Source organism: Pseudoalteromonas sp. APM04 (assembly GCF_022809815.1).
GTDB classification, from domain to species: Bacteria; Pseudomonadota; Gammaproteobacteria; order Enterobacterales; family Alteromonadaceae; genus Pseudoalteromonas; species Pseudoalteromonas marina.
This window is the reverse complement of the sequence record NZ_CP094441.1, coordinates 1,869,454-1,896,305: the sequence shown is the minus strand read 5'-3', so window position 1 is coordinate 1,896,305 and position 26,852 is coordinate 1,869,454. Positions and strand designations below refer to the sequence as shown.

General features: G+C 38.5%; 26 protein-coding genes and 2 tRNA genes. 18 read left to right on the top strand and 10 right to left on the bottom strand.

The features are described from left to right. Positions 1 to 23 precede the first annotated feature (23 nt). Genes purB through mnmA form a run of 3 tightly spaced genes read right to left on the bottom strand, consistent with a single transcriptional unit; the run spans position 24 to position 3,128 of the window. Entirely contained in the window at positions 24 to 1,394 is a 1,371-nt protein-coding gene (gene purB, locus MTP24_RS08875; RefSeq protein WP_243530664.1) for an adenylosuccinate lyase, read from the bottom strand. A gap of 31 nt (positions 1,395 to 1,425) precedes the next feature. Continuing rightward, complete coding sequence (gene hflD, locus MTP24_RS08870) at positions 1,426 to 2,028, bottom strand: high frequency lysogenization protein HflD (RefSeq protein ID WP_006792838.1); 603 nt, start codon at positions 2,026 to 2,028, stop codon at positions 1,426 to 1,428. Next, positions 2,028 to 3,128 (bottom strand): tRNA 2-thiouridine(34) synthase MnmA, encoded by a 1,101-nt coding sequence (mnmA, locus tag MTP24_RS08865; protein WP_006792837.1) that lies wholly within the window; start codon positions 3,126 to 3,128, stop codon positions 2,028 to 2,030. Before mnmA ends, hflD begins: the two co-directional genes overlap by 1 nt. Before the next feature lie 343 nt (positions 3,129 to 3,471). On the opposite strand from mnmA, the gene MTP24_RS08860 reads away from it, so the two are divergent. Further along, the gene (locus MTP24_RS08860) at positions 3,472 to 4,743 is read left to right on the top strand and encodes a sensor domain-containing diguanylate cyclase (protein WP_243530662.1); all 1,272 of its coding nucleotides are present in this window, start codon (positions 3,472 to 3,474) and stop codon (positions 4,741 to 4,743) included. 192 nt (positions 4,744 to 4,935) lie between these two features. Here MTP24_RS08860 and MTP24_RS08855 read toward each other — a convergent pair whose 3' ends face one another. The 7 genes from MTP24_RS08855 to MTP24_RS08825 are packed head-to-tail and all read right to left on the bottom strand — an operon-like array spanning position 4,936 to position 8,072. Beyond that, a complete protein-coding gene (locus tag MTP24_RS08855) occupies positions 4,936 to 5,373 on the bottom strand; it encodes an NUDIX domain-containing protein (protein ID WP_243530659.1) in 438 nt (145 codons plus the stop codon). Further along, complete coding sequence (locus tag MTP24_RS08850) at positions 5,366 to 6,049, bottom strand: pseudouridine synthase (protein ID WP_008127295.1); 684 nt, start codon at positions 6,047 to 6,049, stop codon at positions 5,366 to 5,368. The genes MTP24_RS08855 and MTP24_RS08850 overlap by 8 nt, the downstream gene beginning before the upstream one ends. After that, positions 6,049 to 6,378 carry a TusE/DsrC/DsvC family sulfur relay protein gene (locus MTP24_RS08845; protein ID WP_006792832.1) on the bottom strand — a complete coding sequence of 110 codons (330 nt, stop codon included), beginning with the start codon at positions 6,376 to 6,378 and terminating at the stop codon, positions 6,049 to 6,051. The genes MTP24_RS08850 and MTP24_RS08845 overlap by 1 nt, the downstream gene beginning before the upstream one ends. A gap of 3 nt (positions 6,379 to 6,381) precedes the next feature. Beyond that, positions 6,382 to 6,648 carry a DsrH/TusB family sulfur metabolism protein gene (locus MTP24_RS08840; RefSeq protein ID WP_006792831.1) on the bottom strand — a complete coding sequence of 89 codons (267 nt, stop codon included), beginning with the start codon at positions 6,646 to 6,648 and terminating at the stop codon, positions 6,382 to 6,384. After that, complete coding sequence (locus tag MTP24_RS08835) at positions 6,645 to 7,001, bottom strand: DsrE family protein (protein ID WP_008127297.1); 357 nt, start codon at positions 6,999 to 7,001, stop codon at positions 6,645 to 6,647. Before MTP24_RS08835 ends, MTP24_RS08840 begins: the two co-directional genes overlap by 4 nt. Next, positions 6,998 to 7,351: a sulfurtransferase complex subunit TusD gene (tusD, locus tag MTP24_RS08830; RefSeq protein ID WP_243530656.1), complete on the bottom strand. Its 354-nt coding sequence runs from the start codon at positions 7,349 to 7,351 to the stop codon at positions 6,998 to 7,000. Before tusD ends, MTP24_RS08835 begins: the two co-directional genes overlap by 4 nt. A gap of 55 nt (positions 7,352 to 7,406) precedes the next feature. Continuing rightward, a complete protein-coding gene (locus MTP24_RS08825; protein ID WP_006792828.1) occupies positions 7,407 to 8,072 on the bottom strand; it encodes a Bax inhibitor-1/YccA family protein in 666 nt (221 codons plus the stop codon). A gap of 249 nt (positions 8,073 to 8,321) precedes the next feature. Here MTP24_RS08825 and MTP24_RS08820 point away from each other — a divergent pair. From MTP24_RS08820 to MTP24_RS08740, 17 genes are all read left to right on the top strand, one after another. Beyond that, a tRNA-Ser gene (locus MTP24_RS08820) sits at positions 8,322 to 8,412 on the top strand. 51 nt (positions 8,413 to 8,463) lie between these two features. After that, positions 8,464 to 8,554, top strand: a tRNA-Ser gene (locus tag MTP24_RS08815). Positions 8,555 to 8,824: 270 nt separating this feature from the next. Further along, positions 8,825 to 9,664 carry a LytTR family DNA-binding domain-containing protein gene (locus MTP24_RS08810; protein WP_243530653.1) on the top strand — a complete coding sequence of 280 codons (840 nt, stop codon included), beginning with the start codon at positions 8,825 to 8,827 and terminating at the stop codon, positions 9,662 to 9,664. Positions 9,665 to 9,782: 118 nt separating this feature from the next. After that, entirely contained in the window at positions 9,783 to 10,586 is an 804-nt protein-coding gene (locus MTP24_RS08805) for a CPBP family intramembrane glutamic endopeptidase (RefSeq protein WP_243530650.1), read from the top strand. A 20-nt stretch (positions 10,587 to 10,606) separates the two neighbouring features. Beyond that, a complete protein-coding gene (locus MTP24_RS08800; RefSeq protein ID WP_243530647.1) occupies positions 10,607 to 10,855 on the top strand; it encodes a hypothetical protein in 249 nt (82 codons plus the stop codon). 170 nt (positions 10,856 to 11,025) lie between these two features. Continuing rightward, positions 11,026 to 11,406 carry a hypothetical protein gene (locus tag MTP24_RS08795; protein ID WP_008127308.1) on the top strand — a complete coding sequence of 127 codons (381 nt, stop codon included), beginning with the start codon at positions 11,026 to 11,028 and terminating at the stop codon, positions 11,404 to 11,406. A gap of 128 nt (positions 11,407 to 11,534) precedes the next feature. Further along, a complete protein-coding gene (locus tag MTP24_RS08790) occupies positions 11,535 to 11,993 on the top strand; it encodes a GAF domain-containing protein (protein WP_006792823.1) in 459 nt (152 codons plus the stop codon). After that, positions 11,993 to 12,271 (top strand): hypothetical protein, encoded by a 279-nt coding sequence (locus MTP24_RS08785; RefSeq protein ID WP_006792822.1) that lies wholly within the window; start codon positions 11,993 to 11,995, stop codon positions 12,269 to 12,271. The genes MTP24_RS08790 and MTP24_RS08785 overlap by 1 nt, the downstream gene beginning before the upstream one ends. Before the next feature lie 15 nt (positions 12,272 to 12,286). Continuing rightward, entirely contained in the window at positions 12,287 to 12,934 is a 648-nt protein-coding gene (gene proQ / locus MTP24_RS08780) for an RNA chaperone ProQ (RefSeq protein ID WP_243530644.1), read from the top strand. Positions 12,935 to 12,959: 25 nt separating this feature from the next. Continuing rightward, positions 12,960 to 14,984, top strand: coding sequence for a carboxy terminal-processing peptidase (prc, locus tag MTP24_RS08775; RefSeq protein WP_243530642.1), 2,025 nt, complete (start codon positions 12,960 to 12,962; stop codon positions 14,982 to 14,984). A gap of 179 nt (positions 14,985 to 15,163) precedes the next feature. Next, on the top strand, positions 15,164 to 16,627 hold the full coding sequence (gene nhaC, locus MTP24_RS08770; protein ID WP_006792819.1) for a Na+/H+ antiporter NhaC: 1,464 nt from the start codon (positions 15,164 to 15,166) through the stop codon (positions 16,625 to 16,627). 46 nt (positions 16,628 to 16,673) lie between these two features. Next, positions 16,674 to 19,268 carry an aminopeptidase N gene (gene pepN, locus MTP24_RS08765; RefSeq protein ID WP_243530638.1) on the top strand — a complete coding sequence of 865 codons (2,595 nt, stop codon included), beginning with the start codon at positions 16,674 to 16,676 and terminating at the stop codon, positions 19,266 to 19,268. Beyond that, complete coding sequence (locus tag MTP24_RS08760; RefSeq protein ID WP_008127316.1) at positions 19,269 to 19,490, top strand: DUF2835 domain-containing protein; 222 nt, start codon at positions 19,269 to 19,271, stop codon at positions 19,488 to 19,490. Between the two features lie 253 nt (positions 19,491 to 19,743). Further along, positions 19,744 to 21,840: a DUF1302 domain-containing protein gene (locus MTP24_RS08755; protein WP_243530635.1), complete on the top strand. Its 2,097-nt coding sequence runs from the start codon at positions 19,744 to 19,746 to the stop codon at positions 21,838 to 21,840. Positions 21,841 to 21,853: 13 nt separating this feature from the next. After that, the gene (locus MTP24_RS08750; protein ID WP_243530631.1) at positions 21,854 to 23,218 is read left to right on the top strand and encodes a DUF1329 domain-containing protein; all 1,365 of its coding nucleotides are present in this window, start codon (positions 21,854 to 21,856) and stop codon (positions 23,216 to 23,218) included. Positions 23,219 to 23,346: 128 nt separating this feature from the next. Then, positions 23,347 to 24,342 (top strand): YCF48-related protein, encoded by a 996-nt coding sequence (locus tag MTP24_RS08745; RefSeq protein WP_058428827.1) that lies wholly within the window; start codon positions 23,347 to 23,349, stop codon positions 24,340 to 24,342. Then, a complete protein-coding gene (locus MTP24_RS08740) occupies positions 24,342 to 26,663 on the top strand; it encodes an MMPL family transporter (protein ID WP_039037092.1) in 2,322 nt (773 codons plus the stop codon). The genes MTP24_RS08745 and MTP24_RS08740 overlap by 1 nt, the downstream gene beginning before the upstream one ends. The last annotated feature ends 189 nt before the right edge of the window (positions 26,664 to 26,852 follow it).

Here is a 26,852-nt window from a genome sequence, read left to right as displayed (position 1 = left end):
TTTTTGATAGTGGTGATTAATAATTAAACTAAATCATCAATAAATTCAACCGCACGGCCAATGTAATTAGCCGGCGTTAGTTTTTTCATTTCTACTTTAGCAACTTCAGGAAGATCTAAACCATCGATGAAGTCAGCCATTATTTCTTGATTTACGCGCTTTCCACGGGTTAAATCTTTAAGTTTTTCGTATGGCTTTTCAATGCCGTATTTACGCATAACTGTTTGAATAGGCTCAGCGAGTAACTCCCAGTTTTGGTCTAGCTCTTCAAGTAAACGTGGTTCGTTAACTTCAAGCTTGCTAACACCTTTAAGCGTTGATTGATATGCAATAAGCGCATAACCCATACCCACACCAAGGTTACGTAGCACTGTCGAATCGGTAAGATCACGCTGCCAGCGAGATACAGGCAGTTTTTGTGCAAGGTGTGCAAAAATTGCATTTGCTAAACCTAAGTTACCTTCTGAGTTTTCAAAATCAATAGGGTTAACTTTGTGTGGCATAGTTGATGAGCCAATTTCGCCAGCAATGGTTTTTTGCTTAAAGTGGTTAAGGGCAATGTAACCCCAAACATCACGGTCAAAATCAAGCAAAATAGTATTAAAACGTGCAATTGCATCAAATAATTCTGCAATGTAATCATGTGGTTCAATTTGTGTGGTAAACGGGTTCAATGTTAAACCTAGGCTCGATACAAACTTATCTGCATGAGTATGCCAGTCGTAATCTGGATAAGCGCTAAGGTGAGCATTATAGTTACCAACAGCGCCATTTACTTTACCAAGCATATCTACTTGCGCAATTTGATCGCGTTGACGCTTTAAACGCATGTATACGTTTGCAAACTCTTTACCCATAGTTGATGGTGTAGCAGGTTGTCCGTGCGTACGAGTCATCATTGGCACTGCTTTATACTCAATGGCTTTTTCTTTGATGGCGTTAAGTAATTGGTCACAGTATGGCAATAATACGCTGTCACGTGCTTCAGTTAACATTAAACCATGTGATAGATTGTTAATGTCTTCTGAGGTACATGCAAAGTGAATAAATTCGTTAATAGCATGTAGCTCTGCGTTATCAGCTACTTTTTCTTTTAAAAGGTATTCAACGGCTTTAACGTCGTGGTTAGTTGTTCGTTCAATATCCTTAACGCGCTGCGCGTCGGCTTCACTGAAGTTATCAACAATAGCGTTTAAAAGTGCATTTGCTTGGTCGCTAAATGCGGGCACTTCTTTAATGTCGCTTGCTGCAGCTAACGCTTGCAACCAACGCACTTCAACAATTACACGGTATTTAATTAATCCAAATTCGCTGAAAATACTGCGTAGTTCAGTGGTTTTGCTGCCGTAGCGACCATCAACTGGCGAGATAGCCGTTAACGCTGAAAGCTCCATAATAACTCCTAAATTTTTGTTTGAACGATAATTAAATTTTTGCTTTAGCAATGGCGATTATTTTTCTTTTTGCAAAGAAAAAATGACGGCGTTTACCGCCCATTTGTCGCCACAATACTGCACTTCTGATGCCGGCAAGTAGTAATGCGCGGATTTTATTTTGAGTGAGTTGCTGTTTTAATAACTCGGGTTTACCATAAACCTGTATTCGGTGCCCAAGGGGGCTTAGCACCGACGAGTATATATCTGCCAAACCGGCAACAACGGTGTCATCGGTTATAGCAAAATGGTCTAAACGACGATGAATATCATCAATACGTTTACCTAATTCGTTTAAGCTTTTGTCGTTTGCGCTAAGTGCTCGCTCAAGCTGCATTAAGCCACCCACGTATTTTACAATCTCAACGTCTTTCTGAGCGCCCGCTGATAGCTGTTCCATCAACGTTTTGTAGCCATCTCGTAAATTGTGAGTGCCTTGATATACATCTTCTGGTGATGCTGGCGATGTTTGTACAATACTAGAAAGTAATATGTCTAAATCGTGTTCATTATTACTGCCGTATTGCGCTATTTTTTGTACTTGTTTAGCGGCTTGGCACATAGCGGCAAGCGCCATAACTTGGTGTTCATTCATTACTTGATCACCGAGTCAATAATACCGCCACCTAAGCAAACTTCTTGCGCATAAAATACTGCAGACTGACCTGGTGTAACCGCTTTTTGAGGTTCATCAAATAACACACGGGCCATACCGTCATCACCAACAAGCAAAGTACAGTTTATATCTTCTTGACGGTAACGTGTTTTAACTGTGCAACGCGTTGTTCCTTTTGGACCTACACGGTCTACCCAGTGAAGTTGGTTAGCATTTAAACCATTACTATATAGGCGAGGGTGGTCTTTACCCTGGCCAACAATAAGTACGTTACGCTCGACATCTTTGTCTACAACGTACCAAGGTTCGCCTGAGCCTTCTTTCATACCGCCAATTAATAAGCCTTTTCGTTGGCCAAGTGTGTGGTACATCAAGCCTTCGTGCTCGCCAACGTTATTACCTTCAGTGTCTTCAATAACACCTGGTTGGGCAGGTAAAAATTTTTGTAAAAAGTCTTTAAACTTACGTTCACCAATAAAACAAATACCAGTGCTGTCTTTTTTATCATGTGTGATTAAATCTTGCTCTTCAGCAATACGGCGCACTTCTGGCTTGGCGATATCACCTACAGGGAATAGCGTTTGAGCAATGTGTTCATGACTTAACGTGTATAAAAAGTAACTCTGGTCTTTGTTGTTATCTAAACCACGGCACATTACATATTTGTCGTCCCGAAGCTCACGACGCACATAATGGCCTGTCGCAATAAAGTCAGCTCCGAGTGCTTGTGCAGCAAATTCTAGGAAGGCTTTAAATTTGATTTCCTTATTACACATAATATCGGGGTTAGGCGTGCGGCCTGCTTTGTACTCTTCTAAAAAGTATTCAAATACGTTATCCCAATATTCAGCTGCAAAGTTAACAGTATGAAGTTCGATACCTAACTTGTCACACACGGCTTGCGCATCTTTTAGGTCTTCTGCAGCGGCACAATATTCGTCATTGTCGTCTTCTTCCCAGTTCTTCATAAACAGGCCTTCTACTTGGTAGCCTTGTTGTTGTAACAAATATGCAGATACTGAAGAATCAACACCGCCGGACATACCAACGATGACTTTAATGTGACTATTTTCGCTCATGAATAATTTCGCTTATACAGATTACTGTTAACTTGGAAAGGCCGCGATTATAGCATGTATTTTGTTTGCGCTTAAAGAGACTAACAAGGCAAACCTTACAATTAGTGAGTAATTTATTAATATAATAAATAGCTAAGATACCTAAGGCGCTTACATAATATTTTTTTGATAAAAGTTGATTCTAATTCTACGCTTAACATACAGAACAAAATACGAGCCATATGTTAAAAATTAATAATAAGTTCTTTAAAAGTGATTAGAGTATATATACACTCATTAGTAATAAAGTTTGATGGGTTAGCCTATTCAATAAGCTGTAAAATATAATCAATGGAATGAATATATGAATCACGCATACAAAATTAATAAAATTAGATCGTTTGTAGAACAAAACAAACACCAAGTAAATCTCATCTCAAATAAGCTTTTAATCATAAACCTGCAAGAATTAAAAAAGTCAGCCTACCATCTTTTTTATGAACTAATAAAACTCAAGCATGCTCAGCAAGCGCAATCCCATCACCAAATCAGTGATTTGTTTAATTTAATTAAAAACACTACAGAAGTGCTTAGCCTCGAAATGAAGCTTTTAGATAAATTAGAACACTGGTGGCTAGAATGGTATTTTGCTTTACAAATGCATGAACAATTGAGCGCTGAAAGCAAAGAAATGCCGATGAGCTTTTTATCACGCAGTACCTTAAACCCAATGCGAAAACATGAGATAAGTCACTATGCTAAATTATTTTCAGTGCTCCCTATGCCAGTGTGTAATGTGTGTAGCAAAACCGGTGATATTATTAGGGTAAACCAACGGTTTGTAGATGTGTTTGGTTATACTGTTGAGGATGTGCCTAACCTACATGCATGGTGGAAAAAGGCCTACCCAGATCCGCACTACAGAGTGCAAGCTCAAAATTTATGGTCTGAAGCTTTGAAAAAAGCGAAAAGTAGTAATGACGATATACCTGCCAATAACTACACAGTTGCACGTAGTGATGGCACTCAAGTGGTTATGGAGGTATCGGGCATAAAGATAGGCGAAGAATTTTTAGCCGTATTTAAAGATGCTACCGAGCGAATAGAGGCTGAGGATATTTTAAGGGATATGGCGTTTTTGGACTCATTAACCAAAATTGCCAACAGGCGTCGATTTGATGAAAAACTTGCTCATGAATTTGATAAAGCGAAGGAGTGTGAAGGGGCAATATCGTTAATAATTATTGATGTTGATTTTTTTAAACAGTTTAACGACCGTTACGGACATTTGGCTGGGGATTCTTGCTTATATGAAGTGGCTCAAACTATTGCATCGACAGTAAATCGTCCTGAAGACTTTGTTGCCAGATATGGTGGTGAAGAGTTTGTTGTATTGCTCCCTGATACTGATAAGGAAGGTGCATTATTTATTGCTGAGCAAATACAAAAGGCCGTTGAAGCTTTAGCAATTGTGCATGAAGATACCTACAGTGGCTTTTTGTCAGTGAGCATGGGCGTTAACTCAACGGCTAGTTCCCAAGACGATAAGGTAAGCTTTGTTAAAGGAGCCGACAACGCACTGTATTATGCAAAAGACCAAGGCCGAAACTGTATTGCATTACACTCTGAAAGTTAGATTAAATTTTTATTACAAAGGTTTAGGTGAGGGGGTAGCGATGGCGTGAAAGTTTTGCTCTATTTTTACTTATCCTTACATGGATGCAAGTCAGAAGAATAGGCTGGAGCAATTACACACCCCACGTCACTAAGTAATCCCTCTAGGCAGAGTAAACTTTAAAACACACCATTAATATGCCTTAAATTTTTATTAGTTGTAAATAGTATCTAGGCTTAATAGCGGACGCGTCACCGCGTCATCAATGCACTTTTGAACGAGCGGGCTTCGCAGTGGTAAAGATTTAACTTTCTCTAGGTTGAACCAATGGGCACTTATAATATCATCATCAATAGGGTTAAGTTGTTGGTTGGTGCCACTAGCATCAAATAAAAAACAAAACCTTATGTAATGAACGCCGTTGTCAGCGTACAAGTTATAAACACCTAAAAAGCCTGTAGGGGTGAGCGATAAACCTGTTTCTTCATATAATTCGCGGCTTGCTGCTTGAGCTAGTGTTTCATTCTTTTCTAAATGGCCAGCCGGTTGATTATAGCAAATTTGCCCAGTAAATTTATCGCGTTCTTTTACTAATAAGTATTCGTTATGGTTTTTAACTATTGCGGCTACTGTTACATTTGGTTTATGCATTAATGCTACCTTTAATGATTTTATATTCACCAGTATTAATGTCGTCTAAAGTGTAATTACCTATGCTGTAACGAATTAGCCTAAGAGTAGGGTGGCCAATGTGAGCTGTCATTCGGCGAACTTGTCTATTTTTACCTTCATTAATGGTAATACTGAGCCATGAGGTAGGTATAGACTTTCGTTCACGTACAGGGGGAGTTCGTTGCCAAATGTTAGGCTCTTCTATCATTTTTACATTAGCAGGCAGTGTGAGCCCATCTTTAAGCTCAACGCCTTTACATAAAGCTTGTATTGACTCAGTCGAAGGCTCACCTTCTACTTGAACCCAATACGTTTTATTGGTTTTTTTATTAGGTGCTGTTAATGTATTTTGTAGTTTACCGCAGTTTGTGAGCAGCAATAAACCTTCGCTATCGCGGTCTAATCGTCCTGCAGCATATACATCCTTGATAGGAATAAATTCAGCTAGCGTCTTTCTGTCTGCATCGTCTGTAAATTGGCAAAGCACATCAAATGGCTTGTTAAAAAGTACAATTTTTTTGTCTTTAGCGTCTATTTGAGGCTTTATTTCTCTTTTGTTTGTAGGCTTTTTAATTGCACTTCTAGAATACGTGCGACCCGTATTGCGTTTATTTGATGAAACGGGTGTTTGCTTGTTACTCGATTTACTTCTCATTAAATACACCTAGCTGGTTTTGGTAATCCAGCAATTTTGGTGGCTTGTTTAGCAGGGCCTTTTGGAAACAATTTATAAAGGTAAATACTATTACCTTTATCTTCTCCGAGTGCTTTTGCCATGGCTTTTACTAGCATGCGGATGGCTGGGCTTGTGTTGTATTCAAGATAAAATTCGCGGACGAAGTTAATCACTTCCCAGTGTTGTTCGCTAAGCGAAATGTTTTCTTGCTCTGCAATAATAGGGGCTAGTTGCTTTGACCATTGTGTATGGTCGAGTAAATAACCTTGTTTATCTGTGTCTATTGTTTGTTGGTTAAATTCAAGCATGGGTTACCAAGTAATTAATTGCGTAGAGGTTAAAGTAAGAGACACAAACTCGTCATAGCTAATGGCAGTGTCGTTATTTGATAGCTTAATTGCACGAACGAGTGCGTCCTCTTCAAGTACTAAGAGGGTATCTGAAAATTGTTTAAATTGTTTATTAGCAAAGCATGCGTCACCTAAAAGCAATATACGGTCATCAGCACAAATTAAGTTTTCTAGCTGGTTAGCAGAATAGTAATTTAATGGTTTTGAAAAAATATGTAGTGTGCTCATAAGGTCACCACGTGATGTTGCTTTTTGATAAGTGTTTGTTGTTCACCAAATGTAACCGCGTGCGCGTCTATGAGTAAATCAGTTTTACTTAGGCCATAATCAAGGAGCGATTTTTCACATACATAGATGTTTTCTACGTCATAAACTTCTAGCGTTTTTATGTTTTTAAAAAAATCTTTAATACCTATGGTGGAAGGGGTTTGATTCTTTTTTAATGCTAAAACAGCGGGGCCACTAAATAACCAGCTTATGTTTTGATCGACAGCTGCAAAAATTAACGTCATATCGAGGGCATCGCGCAGGTTAAGATCATCAAATGGGCTACTTTGACTCATTACTAATACATTAATCATTTAAATTGCACCCATTTATCAGCGTCGCTTACAAGCATTGCGAATTCAGCTAAACCTGCAACAGAAAATACGCCTGTGTTTGACGTATCTAAGCCTCTTTTTTCTGCCGCGGTTACACACAGCATAAGATTAATATTTTGACTTGATAGCGCTTGCCATAATGCGCTAATTTGAAGTTCGTCAGAGGCTAAGTCAAAATGTGTTGATGCATGATAAACGCCTTGCTGATACAAAAATATTGCGTCTATGGTGTGCCCTTGAGATAAACACGCATTAGCAAACTTAATTATGCGTTGACTGGTGTCGTGATCTGATGGTGTTGTGTGTAATGAAAGAACAAATCGTGCCAAAACAATTCCAATAAAAAAGCCCCAATAAAGGGGCTATTTTAACAGAACTATTTAATTAGTCATCACTTGCGCCAAGTAGGTGCAGTAGTGAAGTAAATAGATTGTACACATTTAGGTATAAAGATACTGTAGCGCGAATGTAGTTTGTTTCTCCGCCGTTAATAATGCGGCTTGTATCAAATAAAATTAAGCCAGACATGATTAATACAACCGCAGCGTTAAGCACCATAAACATTAAAGAACTACCGATGAATATGTTAACAATGCTTGCAACAATAACCACAATTAGGCCAACCGTTAAAAAGCCGCCCATAAAAGAGAAGTCTTTTTTGGTGTTGAGCGCATATGCAGATAGACCAAAGAAAATAAGTGCTGTTGAACCAAGAGCTTGCATTATAAGCATTGGGCCATTAGGCATGGCAGCGTAATGGTTTAACATTGGACCTAAACCAGCCCCCATTAAACCTGTGAAAGCAAATACCCAAAATACACCAGATGCGGTGTCAGCTTTTTTGTTTACAACAAATAATAAACCAAACGAAACCAGTGTGAACACAATTCCCATAAAGTAAGGTAATTGTAGTGCCATTGAGATACCGGCAGTCACTGCACTAAATGCAAGTGTCATCGCAAGTAAAAAGTAGGTGTTTTTAAGTACCTTGTTTGTTTCAATGGTAGACATTACCGGTTTAGCGGTATTGTACGATTGATTAAACGCCATTGTAGAGCTCCTTTAAGTGAAACGTGTGTTTCGATAATTTAACTAAAATTAGATTACCAACTCTTATATGTTTGGGCAAACCTTTGTGGATCAATAGACATTAATTTTTTAATTAAAGTTCATTTAACCACCAAAAAGAAAGTTTTTGTTTTATCTTTGAACAAATTAATTGTTTTTTAAGCACTTAAGCAATTTTTTTAAAAAAAAGCTTCACAAAGCCAACGGGTTTCCCTATTATGCAGGCCGTGCGGAGAGATGGCAGAGTGGTCGAATGCACCGGTCTTGAAAACCGGCATAGGTTTGTAGCCTATCTAGGGTTCAAATCCCTATCTCTCCACCACTTATTACAATAACTATGAGTACACTCTTACTTGTAGTTTATAGCACTTTAGGAGAGATGGCAGAGTGGTCGAATGCACCGGTCTTGAAAACCGGCATAGGTTTGTAGCCTATCTAGGGTTCAAATCCCTATCTCTCCACCATTATATTAAAGCCCGCTAAACAGCGGGCTTTTTGTATTGGAAACAAAATTCCTCACTTAATTATGACCCGCTTTTTATCCACGAGTCATATCTAAAGTTCATTGAACGCTAATATGTATATTTTACATCACGAAACAATGTTTATTTAGCTTCATGTTTGACTTTCTTGCCGATTAAAAATCACTATAAAAAGAGTTTAAATGCAATAGAAAGCGCATATTAATGTGTGTTACTTTTAAATATCTCAAAACTAAAGGTATATAAAATAGGATGTTGTGGCTAAAAGATGACTTAGAATCAAGGAAGTTAGTTATATATCGTGCTGTTATGTTCTCGTTTATAACACTTTTTGTACTTTTTATTTTTCAACCGTTTGGTACTTCAAACGATAGCGAACCCTATAAGTTACTCCGGCTATCTGGATATGGGTTAGTCACCTTTTGTGCTTTGCTTCTATCGGGTGCAATTGAAATCACATTACTCAAAATAAACTTTAATGATAAGTTAAAACATTTAACTATTATTCCTTTTATATATTTACTGATAACAGCATTATTTAATCACGGGTATTTTGTGGTTGCAGTGCTGGGGTCTTGGCACTGGCAAAATCAATTACTCTTCGTGGGATATATATTTTGTATTGGTGTATTTCCCCTTATATTTTTACTTCTGGTAAACCGGCACGTAAAAAATTTAATACCCTCAAGCGCAGCTGACGAAAATCAAACGCGGTTAGAAGAAGCTGCGTTAGAGGCAATCTCACTTAAAGGCGAAAATAAAAATGATGAGGTTAAAGTTGCTCACCATCACATCTTATTTATTAAATCTGCTGATAATTACTGTGAAATCACCATTTTTGATGGTGATAAAATAGTTCAGAGTTTATTACGAACATCACTTACAGGATTGTTAAGACAACTACCTCACAATACATCTGTTATAAAATGCCACCGTTCTTATGCGATCAACTTACAAAGCGTTAAGCATTATAGTGGTAACGCAGGTGGGTTACAGTTATCACTTAATGAATCAAATGTTACAATACCAGTGTCTCGCACCTACGTTAAAACAATAAAAGACGCTTTGTTGTTAGCCCCAAAAACATGTTAACCACCCCAAAACAGTGAGTTTTATACCTTAAATTGCAGCTAAGCCCTAATGAGTCGCTTTGTGCTTATGCTATTGCCAGGATTAAGTTGAATTTAACAACTTAACGAGGAAAAGAGGTATGAAACACGCTATGCATGCGTTTCTAATAATTACTATATTTATATTTTGTCACTACGTGATGAGGCATTTTTGGGGAGATGGTTGGTCTAGCTGGTTATCTAATATTGATAACCAAACTGATATTTTATTCATTCCCGCTAAATTTACCTTTTTATATGGTCCGTTAGTTGCTGCTGCCATTGTTTTGTTTAAACAAGAGAGGTTGTTTGAGTCAATAGGACTTAGCTCTGATGGATTCATTAATTATACACTTGCAGCGTTGCTCTGTTGTATTCCTATGACTCTAGGGTATGCATTTTTAAGTAGTGAACTTCATCTTTCGATATCAGCGATCATTACGGGTTCGGTTTATGCCGGTTTTTTTGAAGAGGTTATCTTTAGAGCTGCATTATTTGGTGTGCTATTTAAATACTGCCGTTGGGGCTTTATACCTGCAGCGTTAGTTAGTTCTGTGATATTTGGTATGGGGCACATTTATCAAGGCAATGACCCTTTATCTGCAGTGATGGCAGTTACGGTAACAACGATTGCAGGGACTTGGTTTGCGTGGCTGTATTGCGAATGTGGATACCGTATTTGGTTCCCAATGTGGATGCATATTTTTATGAATGCGGCTTACGGGATCTTTGGGATGTCAGGTGGGGCAGCAGGGGATTTACAAGGTAATCTATTTAAGGCAACAGCAATTGTATTAAGTATTGTGTATGTAGAGATGCTAATTCGAAAAGGTAAACCACGCGAAGTAGTTTTATGTAAATTGCTTCAAACCCGAGCTCATTCAGCTGCGTGTGCAGTAAATTAATATTAAATGCAGGAGTTATTATGTTCGAATTATTTATAGTTATTATTGTATTTAGCTCACCCGTTCTGTTATTGGCAGCCCTTAAGCGCTACTTCAGTTATAAAACCTCAAAGGTTGAGACACAAGCAAAATTGCAAAGTGCTATTGATGCTTCAAAGATCGTAGCATTAGAAAAACAATCAAAAGTCTTAAACGAAAGGTTGGCGGTGCTAGAAGAAATTGTAACTTCTCGTCGTTTTGAACTCTCAAGCCAAATAGCTCAGTTATGACAACTGAGCTGTTTTGAGCTTAAAACTTTACGCTTATAAAAAGTGATGAGTTGATGGCGTAATGTGGTTTATTTTTATTCGTAATTTACGACCATAGTCTCTGTTTCTAACTTTGGGTTCTTGGTGCATGCTTATAAATAGAGTTTAAGTGTGTTGTTAAGGACTATTAAATGAAACACCAATTAGCAAAAAGCGTTGCGCTTTCATTACTTTCTCCTGTGATTGTGGGTAGCCTATTAGGTATTTATTATTCAATAACGCTACAAGGTGAATTTGTCTCTATATTTTTTTCATTATTGATGACAGCCATATCTAATGCGCATATTGTTGGCTTAACAATGGCTGCATTTGTTGTCCCAGGCTATTTATTAATGTTTAAATATTCAAAAGTAAACTATTCCGGTGTTTTAACGCTTGGTTTACTTGGTGGTGCTATTTTTAGCTTTCTTTTAAGTGCCTCCACAGGCGAAATATTTTTAATAAATAGTGTTATGTCAGCAATAGCGGCAGGGCTGTTTTTATTTGGTCTTCGTAAAACTTCAAAATCATAATCGCGTCTTTATTAACCAAGGACGCTTTTAAACTACGGAAATTCCTTTTTTTTACCTGCAAAAGGTTCCAATTTTTCATCACAAAGAGTACCTTTAGCTACTGTATGTTTAATAAGAAGTAGTTTGGTATGCAAAAGCACGATTTTTACCAGTCATTAGTTAAACAAACTGAATCGCTGATTGCCGGTGAGTCGAATGTAATTGCTAATATGGCAAATATAAGCGCGCTGTTATTTACCTCTTTAGAGGATGTAAATTGGGCGGGCTTTTACTTTATTGATTCGCCGTCAGAATTAGTGCTAGGCCCATTTCAGGGTAACCCAGCGTGTATCCGTATTCCAGTTGGAAAGGGTGTATGTGGAACGGCTGCAGCTACGTTGCAAACACAACTAATTGAAGATGTTCATGCCTTCGATGGGCATATTGCCTGTGATGCAGCATCGAACTCTGAGATTGTTGTACCTATCATGAAACATGGTAAAATATTTGCAGTGCTAGATATTGATAGTCCTAGTATTTCTAGATTTGACACTGATGACAAAGCGGGATTAGAAGCATTGGTTAAATGCTTTGAGGCTAGCTTGTAATGAAAGATTTGCTAAATGTTCAGGACTACCTGTTTGCTATACAAGATGTAGGCGATTGGGAAGGCGAAGAAGAACATGTAGCGGAAACGCTCAATGATTTGATTCACATTGCTTGGGACAAACTCCCAGATGATTTAGATTGTGAATCAATCGATGAAATAATAAATGGTATTTGGGAACACCTTCGAGGTGATATGGCTGTACTTGAAGCCGATTTCGAAGAATTGGTCGACTGGGTAATACACTATGTTGATTCGTCCCTTGATGAAAAGATGTGAAAAATAGGTTCTAAAATGGAAACCACAAACAAGCTAAAAGATATTAATGAAGTATTGGAGTTCTTGTACCAAGAATTTCCACAATGTTTTAAACAAAAAGACGGTATCAAACCGCTTAAAGTCGGTATTTTTAAAGATATTGCTGAGCGTATTGAAGGGTCTGAAAAAGTAAGCAAGACTCAAGTTCGTCAAGCACTAAGAAAATACACGTCTAACTGGCGTTATTTAGAAGCTGTGGCAAAATCGGAGTTTCGTATTGACCTTGATGGCAATGAAGGTGAAAAAGTTGAGCAAGAGCACATTGATCATGCTCAAAAAGCACTAGAAGAAAGCCGTGCAAAAATGGCGAAGCGAAAAAAACAACAGCGTCCACGTCAAGACTCAGATTCTAAAAACTTTAAGAAAAAGCCTGCACATGCAAACAAGGGCGCTGATAAAAATGCGTCAGCTAGCAAAGCAACTAAATCTGCACCCGCTAAACGTTCAGGTAAAATTGAACCTTTACCAGCAACAGAGGTCAAGGTTAACAACAAGGTTAAAGTTAAACTAGGCCAAGCACTTGTAAATGCAGTAATCACTGAAGTAAATAAAGACGACGTTCATGTTGAATTAGTGACTGGTATGCAAGTTAAAACCAAAGCAGACAGCTTATACACTGTTTAAGTTGTACATAAATTAAGGAGTTTGTATGAGTAAAAAGTTTACGCTCATTCCGGTAGTTGCAGCCCTGTTTTCAGGTTCATTATTTGCTGCTGTAGAGCCTGTCACCATTGATGATTTACCTCTACTCAAGCAAGAAAGTCAACATGGCACTGCCAGTAAGCGCGTGGCAAGCTTATTTACTCGTTCACACTATATCCCGGTTCGATTTAACGATGAACTTTCTAGTAAAGTGTACGATCGTTACATCGAATCCCTTGATTTTAATAAAAGCGTTTTTTTAGCCAGTGATATTGCATCCTTTGAGCAATATCGCGATAGCTTTGACAACGCTTTAACTACCGGCAAGCTAGGCTTTACGTTTGATATTTTTAATTTAAGCCTAAAGCGCCGTTTTGAACGTTACGAATATTCACTTTCTTTATTAGAAAATGAAATGACGTTCGAAAAACAAGATGAATACTTTTTTGATCGTGAAGATGCAACGTGGCCAACATCGCAAGCAGAGCTAGACGAGATTTGGCGAGAGCGTGTTAAGTACGATGCACTGCGATTGAAAATGACTGGTAAAGATTGGGAGGGAATCAAAGAGGTTCTTACCAAGCGATACAAAAACGCTGAAAAGCGTCTAGTTCAATCTAACTCAGAAGATGCATTTCAAATTGTTTTAAATTCTTTAGCTCGCACGATAGAGGCGCATACGTCTTACTTATCACCAAGACGTGCTGAACAATTTAAAATGGATATGGACTTAGAACTTGAAGGCATTGGTGCTGTACTAACTCCTGACGAAGATTACACCGTAATTCGTAGTCTTGTACCAGGCGGTCCCGCAGACAAAACCGAACAAATTAAAGCAGATGACCGTATTATTGGCGTAGCACAAGACGGTGAAGATTTTACCGATGTGATTGGCTGGCGTTTAGACGATGTTGTAGATTTAATAAAAGGCCCTAAAGGTACGAAAGTACGTTTGCAATATTTGAAAGGTGCAGATGCTCATGGCACACCTAAAGTGGTCGAAATTACTCGTGACAAAATCCGTCTTGAAGACAGAGCTGCAAAGTCAGAAGTGTTTGAAGCTAAATATTCTGATTTATCAAGCAAGATTGGGGTTATTGAAATCCCAGGTTTTTACAATAATTTGTCTAAAGACGTAAAAGTTGAGTTAGCTAAATTAAAAGAGGCTAAAGTAGACGGTATTATTATCGACTTACGTCAAAATGGTGGTGGTTCGTTATACGAAGCGACCCAGCTTTCTGGCTTATTTTTCGATCAAGGTCCTGTTGTACAAATACATACTCTAAATAACCGAATTGAAGAGCAAAGAGATCGTGACGGAGTTACTTATTACGACGGGCCATTAACGGTTTTAGTTGATCGTTACAGTGCGTCTGCATCTGAGATTTTTGCCGCTGCAATGCAAGATTATGGTCGCGCTGTTATTATTGGCGAACAAACATTTGGTAAAGGCACTGTGCAGCAACATAAAGGTCTTGCAAGAGCGTATGATCTTTACGATAACCCATTAGGTAGCGTGCAATACACCATAGCTAAATTTTACCGTATTAATGGCGGCAGTACTCAGCACAAAGGTGTTATTCCTGACATTTCATTTCCATCGGCTATAGATCCTGCCGAGTGGGGTGAAAGTAAACAAGATAATGCACTTCCTTGGGATAGCATTGTTAAAGCAAAATATAAAAAGTTAGGAAATTTAACTTCAGTTATTCCTTACCTAGAAAAGCAGCATAAAGATCGTATTAAATCTGAACCTGAGTTCGGCTACGTGTTTGATGATATAGCGTTGTACAACGAAGAAAAAGATCGTAAAACGATTTCTTTAGTTGAAGCCACGCGTATTAAAGAAAAAGAAGAAGGTGAAGCGCGTGCATTAGTTCGTACAAATGAGCGCTTGAAACGATTAGGTAAAGATCCGGTTGAAAACCTAGATGATGTACCAGATGTAATTGATGAGCTTGACCCGTTCCTTGAAGAAGCGGCCTTAATTACTCAGGACTACATTAACTTTGGTCGCATCGCCAAAAAGTAAAAACTGGTTTTACCACTACAAATAAGGCGCTCGTGCGCCTTTTTTGCTACCTATCACAGCCTAAATTGTTATAATCTCTAACTATTAAAAATTGAGCCGGCTTAGAAATGCTCAGTTAATACGCACTAAGTGCTAAAAATAATAATTAAACACGCTGTATGTGTGTAGGAGTCTCAACTTTGAACCCATTGGATGATAAACCAGTAAAACCTGCCTCATTTCTTGATGCATTAATTCCTATTTCAGTTTTAATTTGCTTGTTAGGGGCTGCGGTTTACTTATTTGGTGACAACTCGTCATCTGGACCAAACCAAATTGCACTTTTATTTGCAACCTTCGCAGCTGCTCTAATTGGCCTAAAAAACGGCTATACGTGGAAAAAGCTTGAGCAAGCTATGATAGAGGGGATAACACTTTCTCTTGGCGCTATACTCATCTTATTAATGGTAGGTGCTTTGATAGGTACTTGGTTGTTATCGGGCACAGTACCAACGCTAATATATTATGGCCTGCAAGTAATTAACCCTAGTTGGTTTTATGCAGCAAGTTGTTTAATTTGTGGCATTGTGGCTATGAGCATTGGTAGCTCGTGGACCACTGCAGCTACAATTGGTGTTGCTTTATTAGGTGTTGCTACGGGTCTTGGTTTAGATCAGACAGTTACAGCTGGTGCTGTTATATCTGGTGCGTATTTTGGTGACAAACTAAGCCCACTCTCTGAAACAACTAACTTAGCGCCCGCAGTGGTTGGCTCTGACTTATTTGAACATATTCAGCATATGCTATGGACAACAGTTCCTAGCTTTGTGATTGCGCTTATTATATTTATATTTATGGGCTTTAACGCAACGGCTTCTAATGAGGCTGGGCGTTTAGACGAAATTACGCTAATTTTGGAGCAAAACTTCAATATTGGTTTTGAGATGCTCATTCCTTTAATTGTGCTTTTAGTGCTAGCAATTAAAAAAATGCCTGCTTTTCCTGCTATTTCTATTGGTGCTGTGGTTGGTGCTGTTTGGGCTATGCTATTTCAGTCTGACTTAATTGGTTCTCAAATTGATACTTCTCAAGGCGAAGTGGTTGGGTATTTCAAATTAGTATGGACGACATTTTTTGACGGTTTTAGCATCGATACCGGTGATGACAAAATGGACTCACTACTTAGCGGTGGTGGTATGGCGGGAATGTTAACAACGACGTGGTTAATTATGACTGCGCTTATGTTTGGCGCTATTATGGAAAAAACAGGCTTGTTAGACATTTTCGTAAAAAGTATTTTAAAAATAGCGAAAAGTACAGGCTCTTTAATTGCCTCTACCATTGCAACGTGTATTGGTACTAATCTCATTGCAGCCGATCAATATATTGCTATTGTGGTTCCTGGACGTATGTTTAAAGATGAATATAAAAAGCGCGGTTTAAAGCCGGTTAATTTATCTCGCACCTTAGAAGATGGAGGTACGATTACCAGTCCACTTATTCCTTGGAATACATGTGGTGCTTACATGCAAAGTGTACTTTTAATAAACCCTTTCGATTACGCACTTTACGCTTTCTTTAATTTAATTAATCCCGTTTTAGCTGTTATATATGCGTATCTCGGTATTAAGATTTTACGTATTAAGCCGAAACAATCTGCCTAAATTTAGTAGCGCCTCTTCATATAGAGGCGCTTTTTTTGGAGTAATTATGACCGACTCAAAAAAACCTCAAGCTCAATATCTCAAAGACTATAAAGCACCAAATTTTTTAATAGACCACACAGACTTAACGTTTGATCTTCAGCCTACAAATACAACGGTAACAAGCGTACTGACGTTAACGCGTGTTGGTGATAATCAATCACCTCTAATACTAGATGGCATAGATTTACGTTTAACGTCCTTATCGATAGATGCGATTGAGATAACAGATTATAGCGTTGTTGATGAACAGCTAATTATTAATAACTTACCAGAACGTTGTAAATTACGTATTGTGACCGAGATATCTCCTGAGACAAATACATCTTTAGAAGGTCTTTACTTATCTGGTGGAGCCTATTGTACACAGTGTGAGGCACAGGGCTTCAGAAAGATAACATATTACATGGATCGTCCTGATGTGTTGTCTACGTTTGATGTGACTATTATTGCTGATTCAAGATACACGCATTTATTGTCTAATGGTAACCAAATTGACAAAGGTGAGACACCTGACGGCCGTCATTTTTCTAAATGGCAAGACCCATTTAAAAAACCAAGCTATTTATTTGCATTAATTGCTGGTGATTTTGATGTATTAAACGATACCTATACAACTAAAAGTGGCCGAAAAATTGATTTAGCATTATTTGTAGATAAGGGTAATTTGCCTAAAACACCGCATGCGATGCAATCACTTAAAAAATCTATGCAATGGGATGAGGAGCGTTTTAATTTAGAATATGACCTTGATATATACATGATTGTAGCCGTAGATTTCTTTAATATGGGTGCAATGGAAAACAAAGGCTTAAATATATTTAACAGTAAATGTGTTTTGGCCAATCAAGAAACAGCAACGGATAAAGATTACCATACTATTGAGTCTATAGTAGGTCATGAATACTTTCACAATTGGACTGGTAATCGTGTTACGTGCAGAGATTGGTTTCAGTTATCACTTAAAGAGGGGCTAACTGTATTTAGAGACCAAGAGTTTAGTAGTGATCTTGGATCGCGTGCACTCAACCGCATTGATGCTGTTAAGGTGATGCGTACGCATCAGTTCAGTGAAGACGCAGGGCCTATGGCGCATCCTATTCGACCCGAAAAAGTTATTGAAATGAATAACTTTTATACCGTAACAGTATACGACAAGGGTGCTGAAGTAATAAGAATGATGCACACCTTGCTTGGTGAGGTTAACTTTCAAAAAGGGATGGCGCTTTACTTTAAACGTCATGACGGCCAAGCAGTTACGTGTGACGACTTTGTCAGTGCTATGAGTGACGCATCGGGTGTTAATCTAGGGCAGTTTAAGCGTTGGTATAGTCAGGCGGGCACACCTCGTTTGAATGCTATAGAGCATTACGACAGTGCCTCAAACACCTACACACTAACCATAGAGCAAAAAGCACCGATTAATCAGCCCGATAACAAACCGTTGCACATCCCGTTTGCTATTGAGTTGTTGGACGAATCTGGCAATAGTATCGAGTTACAGTACAAAGGTTTAAAAGTTAGTAATGTGCTTAATGTTACCGATAAAAAGCAGAGTTATACTTTTGAGAATGTGACTTGTAAACCCGTTGCTGTGTTGTTAGAAGACTTTTCTGCTCCGTGTATTCTAACTCAACAAACAACTGAGCTAGAGCTTTTGCATATTATGCGTTTTGCACGAAGTGATTTTTCACGTTGGGATGCGCAGCAACAATTGTTCATAAAAGCAGTAAAAGCAGCAGTTAACTCAGATACACAATTTCAATTAAGTGACGAGATAATTGAAGCCTTGCGTGTTTTAATTGTTTCAAAACAAGGCGATTTAGCGTTAATTGCAGAGTTATTAAAATTACCTAGCTTTGACACTTTAGCCGCAGAATTTGAAATTATTCCTGTTGATGAAATTATTCGTGTTCTAGCACAGTTCGAAATACAAATTGCCACAAGCCTTAATGATGAGCTTATCGCATGTTTTGCTTCATTACATGACGATGGCAGCATAAGCGCCGAAGCGGTTGCTGTGCGCTCACTACAGCAAATTTGCCTGCATTATCTTGCAAAGGTGCCGAGCAAACAAACAGATAAATTTATTAAGCTAGCTGCTAGCTCGTCAAATATGACCAATGTATTGGGTGCACTTAGCGCTGTGGTAAAAGCCTCTCATCCACTTTGTGATGATTTATTGTCGCACTTTGATAGTCAATGGCGACATGATGTACTTGTTATGGATAAGTGGTTTGCGCTTCAAGCAATGCAAACAGGTGAAGATGCTATTTTTAATATTAAGTCATTATATGAGCACCCAAGTTTTGATTTTTCTAACCCCAATAGAGTCCGTGCTTTAGTGGGGAGTTTTAGCTACTTTAACACTCAGCAATTTCACCGTGCTGACGGGCAAGGATATGAATTGCTTGGTGATTTACTTGTTAAGCTGAATGCAATAAATCCACAAAATGCGTCAAGAATGCTAACACCGTTTATGTCTTGGAAACGTTATGATAAAACACGTTCAGCACTTATGAAAACGCAATTAGAACGTTTATCTAATTTAGATGGACTAAGTGACGACTTATTCGAGAAGGTTGAAAAAGCGCTTAATTAAATGCTTGAATATTACTTTAATTTAAGATTGAGCTATAACGACTGTATGGATTACTACCACGGTCGATATAGTTCTGTGCAAGTGGTTGAAGAGGGTGGGAAGTCAATTCGGTTTTCTGCCGATCATTTAAGACCGTTTGTTACAAGTTTAGGTGTCAGAGGGCGTTTTAGAATGTTACTCACCCCTGAAAATAAATTTATTCGTATTGAACGAGTGGCTTAGAGCGCTATTTTTATGTTATAAAACCATAAAAATATTGTCTTTTTGTTAATTTCAATTTGTTCTATTGTTAAATAACGTGTATAAATTATCTGGTATGACGTCTTACCAATACGTAAACGTCAGCTGACACACTATATATATGACAGATTGAATGCGACTATTTGTAATTTATACAATTCGCTTCTATCGTTACGATTACACTAAAAACAATAACTTGATCACACAATATGACCCGCGACAGGGGGGAACCACAATGATAAGAAGATCGCTTTTTGTTAAAAACAAAATCGCTATAGGTTTAGCAGCCGCTAGTTTAGCTTTAACTACAGCAAGTTCACAGGCTGTAACATTTGACGCCGGAGGGTTTGATATAACCTTCGATTCAACTTTTTCTTACGGCCAAAGTATTCGTGTAGAAGATAGAGACTTTAGCTTAATAGGTAAAAGTAATAACCCTGCTTTTGATTGGACTGGTTACAACCCAGCCTTAAATACTATTTATTCTTCACAAGATGTTTGGGCACAGCCTGGATCGTATTCAAATAATGGTGACGCAGGTAATCTTAACTTTGACAGCGGTGATTCATTTTCCAAACTGTTAAAGGGAACACATGACCTTTCAATAAACAAAGATAACTACGGTCTATTTACTCGTTTTATGTACTTTTATGACTTTGCTTTGATGGATGGTGACTTTGCCTATGCAAACCCTACATCAGGTCAAAGCGTAGATCCTTGTGATGATGAAGATACAAAAGAACAAAGCTGTGCAGATATTCGCTTATTAGATGCGTTTGTGTGGGCTGACTTTGATTTAAACGACGGCAAAAACCCACTTTCAGTTCGTCTTGGTCAACAAGTTGTTAACTGGGGAGAAAGCACGCTTATATCTCATGGTATAAATGTTAACCCTGTAGATATCGATAGATTGAAAGCGCCAGGCGCAGAGCTTAAAGAAGCATTTATTCCTGTTGGTATGCTTTGGGCATCATTGGGTATTACTGATAACATCACCCTAGAAGGTTTTTATCAGTACCAATGGCATGAGACTCGCTTGCCAGCTGCAGGTACTTATTTTTCTACCAATGACTTTGCAGCAGAAAATGGTTACCAACAAAACGTTCAGCTAGGCTTTACGTCTAACCCTGATATAGATGTTGCATTTTTAACTGAAAGTTTAAATAACTTAACTGCAACCTATGCTCAAGTAGCTGCGGCTCAGGGGATTGATCCTACAAGTGCAGAAGGCCAAGCTCTACTAGCTAATATGTACCTAGCGCACCCAACCAAGGTTGCACTTAAAGGTAAAGGTAGTAACGGTAAAACTGAACCAGATGATGGTGGTCAATATGGTTTACGATTAGGCATATTTTTACCCGAGTGGAATGACACTGAAATTGCGCTTTACCACGTAAATTACCACAGCCGTCGTCCTCTTATTTCAGGGCGTGTATCTAATTTTTCTCAAGCTGCCATTGCACAAGATTTAGCAATGATTTCTACAACAGAAATCACTGATGATAATGTTGCTGACTTAGTTGCATTTTCTAAAGCTGAGAATGAATACCCTGAAGATATAAAACTTTATGGTGTGAGCTTTAATACGACTATTGGCGAGACTGCGTTTGCCGGTGAATTTGCTTTTAGACAAGACGAGCCTCTGCAAATTGATGATGTAGAATTACTTTACACAGCAATGCCTGAACAGCTAGCTGTTGCTGGTATTCGTCCTGATTTTGCCGGTATTTCGCAAATGAGTATTGGTGATGCAATCAGTTCTGTAGGTCCAGGTGAAGTTGCAAAAGGTTATATTGAACGTGATACCTCACAAATTCAGTTTACTGCAACGCATTTATTTGGCCCGTCATTAGGAGCTGACAGTTGGGCTGTGGTAGGTGAAGTGGGCGCCGTTAAAATTCACGATATGCCAGATTACGATGAAATGCGTTTAAATGTGTCAGGTACTGGTCGAAGTGGTGTTATCACTGGCCCAGGTACAACAGATTACTCAACGTTGCATTTAGGTCTTTCAAATGGTCCTGAAGAAAAGTCGTTTGCAACGGGTTCATCGTGGGGTTACCGACTAATTGCTAAGGGTGACTATTTTAACCTTTACAACGGTATCAACTTTTCACCTCGCTTTGTATTTTCACATGACGTAAATGGTAACACACCTGATCCGATGTTCTTGTTCATTGAAGATCGTAAGTCATTAGGTGCTACTATGAACTTTAACTACCAAAATGCGTGGTCACTTGACGTGAGCTACAACTCATTTTGGGGCGGTGGTGGTGTAAACACCTTCTCAGACCGCGATTACGTTTCTTTCAATTTAAAATATTCTATTTAGGGGTAACATTATTATGCTTAAAAAACCTACCCTCATTGCAGCAGCTTTTGCTAGCTTGTTTGCAAGTAATGCTACTTTAGCAAAACTATCAGCTGAAGAAGTAGCGCGTTTAGGTCAAGATTTAACGCCAATGGGCGCCGAAAAAGGAGGTAACGCTGACGGCTCAATTCCAGCATGGAACAATGGTATTACTGCAGCTCCTGCAGGGTACGAAGTTGGCATGCATCACCTAGACCCTTTTTCAAGTGATAAAGTGCTTTTCACTATTGATAAATCAAACATCGATAAATATAAAGCTAACTTGAGCCCAGGCCAAATTGCTTTGTTTGAAGCGTATCCAGACACATTCAAAATGCCAGTGTATGAGACACGCCGTTCGGCCTCATATCCTCAGTTTGTTTATGATGCAACTAAAGAGTTTGCGCCTACTGCCGAATTGATTGAAGGCGGAAACGGAATTAAAAATACGGCTATTGGTATTCCATTTCCCATCCCTAAAACAGGTTTAGAAGCAATTTGGAACCATTTATTACGTTTTAGAGGTGAGTCAATCGAACGTTTTGGTGGACAAGCTGCACCTACAGCATCAGGTTCTTACAACTATGTTGGTTTTGATGAACAGCTACTTGTTAAATATTCTGATCCAAGTGCTACACCTGCCGAGCTGCAAGACTCAAACATATTATTTAAGTTTAAACAGAGTGTTACTCAACCGGCACGTCTTGCGGGTACTGCGTTACTAGTGCATGAAACTATGGACCAAATATTAACGCCACGCCAAGCATGGACATATAATTCTGGTCAGCGTCGTGTTCGCCGTGCACCAAATGTTGCTTATGACGCACCGGGTACTGCAGCAGATAGCTTACGTACTACTGATGACTTTGATATGTTCAATGGCTCACCAAACCGTTACAACTGGACGCTTAAAGGTAAGCAAGAGCTTTATGTTCCGTACAATAGTTACAAGCTTCATAGTGACAAGCTAGAGTATGATGACATTTTAAAGCCTGGCCACATCAATCCTGAGCATACTCGTTATGAAAAGCACCGTGTGTGGGTAGTAGAGGCTAACCTTAAAGATGATACGCGTCACATTTATAAAAAACGTGTGTTTTATATAGATGAAGATAGCTGGCAGGTAACGGTAACAGACATTTACGATAACCGTGATCAGCTTTATCGTGTAGCAATGGCTTACGGGCTTAACTACTACGAAGTACCTACTCAGTGGAGTACATTAGAAGTTTATCATGATTTGAATTCACGTCGTTATTTAGCAATTGGTTTAGATAACCAAGAAAAAATGTACGATTTTTCAAAATCATTTAATGATAATGAATTTACATCTAGCGCATTACGTCGCGCAGGTAGATAAATTAAAACTAGGCACCTAATTTTAAGTTAGGTGCTTTTTTCCTTTCTCATCGCGTTTGTCTTTCAACGCAAAAACTTTCCTCGTTTACAAAGACAAACACTCCTTTCAGTTCAAGGCGATTAAAATTTATGAAGTATTTGGTATGTGCCAGCCTGATTATAAGCGGTGCGAGTTTTGCTCAAGATACACCAAAAAACGCAATTAGTGCGCCTAATGCACAAAAAACACTATTAACTGACATTATCAATACAGGTAATGAATTAGTTGCTGTAGGTAAACATGGCACAGTTATAAAAAGTACAAATGGTGAAATGTGGCAACAAGCAGAATTAGTGCCTACGCAAGTGTTATTAACCGCTGTTGATTTTAGTGATGAAAACAACGGTTGGGCATGTGGGCACGATGCCACAATTATTAACACTGTTGATGGTGGTAATAATTGGCAATTACAACAGGCTAAGCCTTCTTTAGATAAGCCGTGTTTAGATATTTTATTTAAAGATAAATTAGAAGGCTTTGCCGTGGGTGCGTATGGCATGTTTTACCATACCACCGATGGTGGTAAACAGTGGGAAAAACGATTTTTAGATTCTCTATTGTTCAGTGAAGACAGAGATTATTTAAACGACTTAAAAAACAATGATCCTGAAGGATACGAGGCCGAAACAGCATCAATCCTGCCACATTTTAATCGAATTGAACAAACTTCTGAAGGCTTAATGCTTGTTGGTGAGATGGGCTTACTAGCGAGAAGCACAGATAACGGTAAAACTTGGCTGCGTCTTGAAGAAATATACCCAGGTTCTTTCTTCGCTTTTAATTCAGATAATTCTCAAGAAGTAGTCGCAGGGCTTAGAGGTAATGTATTCAGCAAGCAGCGTGATGAAGAAGAGTGGCTTCACCTTGAAAGTACTAAAGCTGCTACTGTAAACAGCATTATTAATTACAATAACAAACAGTGGTTAATGCTAGCAAATAGCGGGGTGATTTTTCACTTACAGGATGGTTTATTAACTCATGAGCAACTTGCCGATGGTAAAGCGATACTTGATGGTGTGATTAAAAATAATAAATTGGTAATGGCTACTGAAGATGGCATTAAAGTGAAGGAGTTGACCCCTTAATGCATACTATTTTAGATTTTATAGAAAAAGCGATTTTTAGACATCGCTTAGTTGTGCTTATAAGTTTTGCAATTATTACTTGTTTGCTTATTTTTAAAGCCACGCACATTCAACTAGATGCTTCATTTAATAAAAATATCCCTTTAAATCACGAATACATGAAAGTGTATACCAAGCATGAAAAGCAGTTTGGTGGTGCGAATAGTATTTTAATTTCAGTGTGTGATGACAGTGGTAACATATTCAATCCAGAATTTTTTACTCAGTTAAAAGCTGTTCATGATCAGCTTTATTTTATACCCGGTGTAAACAGACCGCTCGTAAACTCTATATTTGCTCCTAGCGCCCGATTTGTCGAAGTGGTTGAGGATGGTTTTGCCGGTGGCCCAATTATTCCTGCAAACTTTAAGGCAAACGAACGTGGCTTAGCCGTTGTTAAAGAAAATATAGAAAAAGCAAAAGTTGTTGGTCGTATGATTGCAAGCGACTATTCGTGTGCAATGGTAACAGCGCAATTATTAGAAACTGACCCACAAACGCAAGAAAAGTTAGACACGTTAGCCTTTGCAGAAAAGCTCGAATCAGAGTTAAGAGAGCCTCTGAGTACCGATAAAGTAAGTATTCATATTATCGGTTTTGCAAAGATGGCTGGTGATATTGCAGAAGGGGCTAAAGGCGTTGTGTTATTTTTTGCAATTGCCATAGCCTTCACATTTATTATGGTTTGGCTGTTCTGTGGAAGCTTAAAGCTTACAATCTTACCCATTGCATGCTCGATCATTGCGGTTGCATGGCAGTTAGGGTTGCTTTCAAGCCTTGGCTTTGGACTTGATCCAATGTCGATATTAGTTCCATTTTTAGTATTTGCTATTGGTGTGAGCCATGGCGTACAAATGATAAACGCGATAGGTAAAAAAGTAAGCGAAGGGAAAAGTACGCGAGTTTGCTGTCAATCAAGTTTTAGAGCGCTTTTAATTCCAGGTGGTATTGCTCTTTTATCAGACACTGTTGGCTTTTTAACTTTGTTGACGATTGATATAGGTATTATCCGTGAGCTTGCAATTACTGCTAGCTTAGGTGTTGCGGTTATTATATTCACTAACTTAATTTTATTGCCTGTTTGGGCTTCATACATGCAATTTGAAAATAGCATTCATATTCAATCAGGTGACGCTAACAAGCCAAATATGCTTGATAAAATTAGGGATTTATTGGTAAAAGCAACCGATCCTAAAGCAGCTAAAATCATTATTGGCTTTACGCTTGTTTTATTTGCTTTGGGTTACTGGCAAGCTGATAAAATGCGGATAGGTGATTTGCATGCAGGTGCTCCGTCACTTCATCAAGATGCTCGCTATAATCAGGATACTTTTTTAATATCGGACAGGTACACTATTTCATCAGATATTTTAAAAGTGATAGTTGAAGCTTACCCAGCAGCATGTACAGAATATGATGTAATGGAGCGCATTAGCCGTTTTCAATACAAAGTTGAAAATGTTGCAGGTGTTCAATCTGCAGTTAGTTTAAGTTCGGTTGCTCAGTCTGTTAATGCGGGTTACAACGAAGGTAATTTAAAATGGCAGAGCTTGCCGCGTAATTCGGCTTCATTAGTGCAGTCAACTGCACGTGTTGAAACAAGCACGGGTTTACTGAACGGTGATTGTTCTGTGATGCCTGTTATTATCTTTTTAGATGATCACAAAGCGCAGACTATCGACCGCGTTATTGCAAGCGTTAAACAGTTCGCAAATGAAGAAGGGACAGAAAAGCTTGCCTTTAAATTAGCGTCTGGTCCTGTCGGCGTAATGGCCGCTACAAACGAGTCGGTGTCTGAGGCTCAAATACCAATGATGCTATATGTATACGGTGCTGTTATTGCATTATGCTTACTGAGTTTTAGAAGCGTAAAAGCGACTATTGCAGTGGTGTTACCGCTTTATATAGTATCAACGCTTGCACAAGCGTTAATGGTACAGCTAGAAATTGGCCTAACAGTATCAACCTTACCAGTTATTGCCCTAGGTGTAGGTATTGGTGTGGATTACGGTATTTATATACTTTCGTCGATGATGGGGCAGCTTAAACAAAATGTACCATTGTCGATTGCTTATCGTAATGCACTCATTGAACGCGGTAGTGCGGTACTATTTACCGGTATTACTCTCGCCATTGGTGTAAGCACATGGATTTTTTCTGATTTGAAATTCCAAGTTGATATGGGAATACTTCTTACCTTCATGTTTTTAGTGAATATGTTAGGTGCAGTGCTGTTATTACCTGCAATTGGAAGTCTTCTGTGGACCGACCAGAAAAAATAATGTGAATAATATTGCTCCTAAATGGCCACTATTGGCCATTTATATCTATAATTTGTGAATAGATGACCAAATAGCTGAAAAGCTTGAAATGTTTTCATCGAAAAAGCTGTTTATTAGCTGTAAAAGGGTTAGAATTTATCTGACTCCACACTAATAAATGGCTGTACAAATTCCTGCTCTTGAGCAGTA